The 2,606-nt window shown below is 57.9% G+C and carries 6 protein-coding genes; all 6 read right to left on the bottom strand.

Translation table 11 applies throughout. The annotated features are described in order from the left end of the window. Positions 1 to 75: 75 nt before the first annotated feature. Positions 76 to 555 carry a hypothetical protein gene (locus tag G520_RS24065; RefSeq protein WP_051229420.1) on the bottom strand — a complete coding sequence of 160 codons (480 nt, stop codon included), beginning with the start codon at positions 553 to 555 and terminating at the stop codon, positions 76 to 78. Beyond that, positions 545 to 886 carry a hypothetical protein gene (locus tag G520_RS0114415; protein ID WP_028536265.1) on the bottom strand — a complete coding sequence of 114 codons (342 nt, stop codon included), beginning with the start codon at positions 884 to 886 and terminating at the stop codon, positions 545 to 547. Before G520_RS0114415 ends, G520_RS24065 begins: the two co-directional genes overlap by 11 nt. An 11-nt stretch (positions 887 to 897) precedes the next feature. Next, the gene (locus G520_RS0114410) at positions 898 to 1,317 is read right to left on the bottom strand and encodes a hypothetical protein (protein ID WP_028536264.1); all 420 of its coding nucleotides are present in this window, start codon (positions 1,315 to 1,317) and stop codon (positions 898 to 900) included. Continuing rightward, complete coding sequence (locus G520_RS0114405) at positions 1,314 to 1,580, bottom strand: hypothetical protein (protein WP_051229419.1); 267 nt, start codon at positions 1,578 to 1,580, stop codon at positions 1,314 to 1,316. The genes G520_RS0114410 and G520_RS0114405 overlap by 4 nt, the downstream gene beginning before the upstream one ends. Then, positions 1,577 to 1,714: a hypothetical protein gene (locus G520_RS25050; protein ID WP_156876970.1), complete on the bottom strand. Its 138-nt coding sequence runs from the start codon at positions 1,712 to 1,714 to the stop codon at positions 1,577 to 1,579. The genes G520_RS0114405 and G520_RS25050 overlap by 4 nt, the downstream gene beginning before the upstream one ends. A 328-nt stretch (positions 1,715 to 2,042) precedes the next feature. Beyond that, a complete protein-coding gene (locus G520_RS25045; protein WP_156876969.1) occupies positions 2,043 to 2,453 on the bottom strand; it encodes a hypothetical protein in 411 nt (136 codons plus the stop codon). Positions 2,454 to 2,606 lie beyond the last annotated feature (153 nt).

The following is a 2,606-nucleotide window of genomic DNA, read 5'->3' as shown; positions in this document are numbered from 1 at the left end:
CTTGGATAAACGCGACATGGTGAAATTCCGGCCCCCTGGATTGAGTATGAAATCCCTGAAAAGGGATCATCTCAACTACCCTGACACAGGGGGGTAGGTCCAATACTGCACGATCTTGCCGGGGTGCTTGGGTTTGCGCTTCGGAATGCTGCCCATCATGTCAGCAGGGATCGGACGCAACTCTTGCCAGGTATCCACTGACACCGGCTTCGATGGTGCGAGCGGCAGAGCCGCACTCGCCGGGGACGCCTCGCCGACCATGATGCCGAACAAGCGCGCCAAGTCTTTGCAAGCGTCGCCTTGGCTGTACGATTTCAAATATGCCACCAGGGCGACCACATCGCCGCCTTTGTCGCCGGTGGCGAAATCGGACCAAACCCCGGTATTGGCATTGATGGAAAACGAGCCGTAGCCGCCGTCCGCGCGCTTGGGATTAATCATCTGGATTTCGTGGTGCGCTTGTTGCCAATGCACACCAGCCCAATCAAGAACGCGCGTCAGGCCATTGAGCGCGGCGGTATTCACCTCGTCGAAGGGTAAACGCTTAGTCGTCATTCGTGCCCCCCATGGATTCCAGAGCCATTGCAGCACCATGGACCAGTCCATCAATCAGTGTTTCCACGACCCCCGCGCCAGCAGGGAACAACGCCAACGAATCGGCCAATACCGGCAACATCGGGGCCAGAAAACCTGACAGGAAAGCCCGCGCGGCCTCTTCCTGTTTGCGCGGGTCCTCGTCGCGCTCTTGGAAAAACACCAGCGCGCCCAGCAGCTCGCGGGCATGCTCGCACCCAGCTTTTTCAGCCCATTCGGTCACTGATTTGAATTCAGCAGGCAAGCCGGGGGCTTCCCGCCCGTTTAGAGGGAAGGTGATTATTTTGTTCATGATTGGAATCCTTAGCGCGCGAGCGGGTTAGTCCGCTTCCGTTTGCTCACGACCGGGCCGCCGTTGCGGTTGTACACATCTCTCACGGTAATAGGCCCAATACCGTCGGTAGCCTGTTTCGACTCGACAGCAGGCCAGAGTGACCGGCCAAGATCGCGCAAGTAACCGTGCAGCGCGCCTGTATCACCCGATGCAGCCACACTGAAAGCGCCGCCTTCGTACAGACAAAACAGCAGCGACGAGGCCACACTGCTACGTCCCGAGCTACTCGGCGTCAATGCAGCCTCAAGGCAGGCCAATGCGGATTGAATCTGCACGTTATCGCCAGCGACTTCACGCAAAAGCGAATACGCGGCGCTGATGGTGTTGACGGTCGATTCCGGCAACGCACAAGACACGGCGGCCGGTTGGTGTTGAATATTCGTTTTCATTTGGAAGCCTCCCCGCTCGTAACTAGATCGCTCAGCAATTCAACTTCCGCAGCCAGATCAGCCGCAAGCCAAAGCGTGTCATCTTGGATAGCCACATCCATGCAGCGGAACAACTCGCCGCCATCACCAATCAGACAGGCCAGCAGGGCGCGCAACTGGCCGGCGCGGCGAGTAAGCATGTCCGTTGCTGCGGTGTCGTGTATCAGGATGGTTTGATTGCCGGCTTGCTGGATGCTCAGGCCATTAACGGTAGACGTTTTCATGCTGCGCCCCTCCCCAGAACATTGACCAGGGCAGCGGCGGACAGATGGCCGCTCAGATAGGCGCGAATGGCCAGACGGCGAGTAATCGATACAGGGAGAACAGCGCGGAACGCGCGTAGGGCAACACGTGGCATGGGGTGCCTCCTATGTCTGGATTTAACCAGCCTCCCCGAGACCAATCGGGGGTGGGCCAGCGCATGGTCAGATTGGTCTACCGGGACATAGGAACCGGCGAGCCTTGCGGCTCTCCAACCACGGCCAGCCCATAAGAAAAGGACGCACCAATGGCGTGAAACGGACACAAAAAATGCCGCTAGAGGCGGCTGTCCGCCCATGTCGTTCGGGAGACCAATCCCGATCCCGCTATTGAACGGGACCGGCAAAGTATCCCCCAGCATCAGACCAGCGTCAACCGATTTGCCGGCGCGCGGCCAGTGCAGCACCGAATGAAAGCGTACGGAATCATGCATGGTGCGCCTCCAGATGGTGCTGGTGTTGCGCCAAGGTATGCGCGGCAGTGGTCCGAAAGCTGGCGCTGATGGCTGCGGCCTCGCTGCAAATCGAACAAACAGAGGCAGAAAGGTGACGGCCGGCCAATACCAGCGCCAGCGGCTGGCCCAACTGGCGACGAATGCCACAGATCGGACATACGGCAATCACAGGCTTTCCATTCTTGACAGCGGGGGTGATAGAATATCCCTGCTCACGGGGGCGAACCTTTGAGTAAGGCAAGTTGCAGGCGGAGGCCCAATGTTCACGCATTGGGCCTTTTGCTATGCTTCGCGACATTCTCTTGTCCTGTCTGTTTTCGTTACCCAAAAACAAAAGGCCCGCAATTGCGGGCCTTTGGCGAAACTGCGAATTTCTGTTCATGATGCTTGCCTCGATTCGGCAATACGCTCGGCAATCCAATTTTCTATGTCAGTTGATACCCCCCGGTGTTAGGGTAGTTGTCGTATCTTCAGATCGAATCAACTCATCATCCGGGGGCGGTGAAAGATCCATGTCGTGGCACGTTATTCACCT

Origin of the sequence: Paludibacterium yongneupense DSM 18731, assembly GCF_000422925.1 — a bacterium.
Lineage (GTDB): Bacteria > Pseudomonadota > Gammaproteobacteria > Burkholderiales > Chromobacteriaceae > Paludibacterium > Paludibacterium yongneupense.
Note: the sequence above shows the minus strand (reverse complement) of the source record. Positions and strands in the feature narration are given on the sequence as shown.

What these genes read in the sequence shown, in the direction of transcription:
- G520_RS24065 (WP_051229420.1), bottom strand. Translation starts at nt 555, where the DNA reads ATGACGACTAAGCGTTTACCCTTCGACGAGGTGAATACCGCCGCGCTC.
- G520_RS0114415 (WP_028536265.1), bottom strand. Translation starts at nt 886, where the DNA reads ATGAACAAAATAATCACCTTCCCTCTAAACGGGCGGGAAGCCCCCGGC.
- G520_RS0114410 (WP_028536264.1), bottom strand. Translation starts at nt 1,317, where the DNA reads ATGAAAACGAATATTCAACACCAACCGGCCGCCGTGTCTTGTGCGTTG.
- G520_RS0114405 (WP_051229419.1), bottom strand. Translation starts at nt 1,580, where the DNA reads ATGAAAACGTCTACCGTTAATGGCCTGAGCATCCAGCAAGCCGGCAAT.
- G520_RS25050 (WP_156876970.1), bottom strand. Translation starts at nt 1,714, where the DNA reads ATGCCACGTGTTGCCCTACGCGCGTTCCGCGCTGTTCTCCCTGTATCG.
- G520_RS25045 (WP_156876969.1), bottom strand. Translation starts at nt 2,453, where the DNA reads ATGAACAGAAATTCGCAGTTTCGCCAAAGGCCCGCAATTGCGGGCCTT.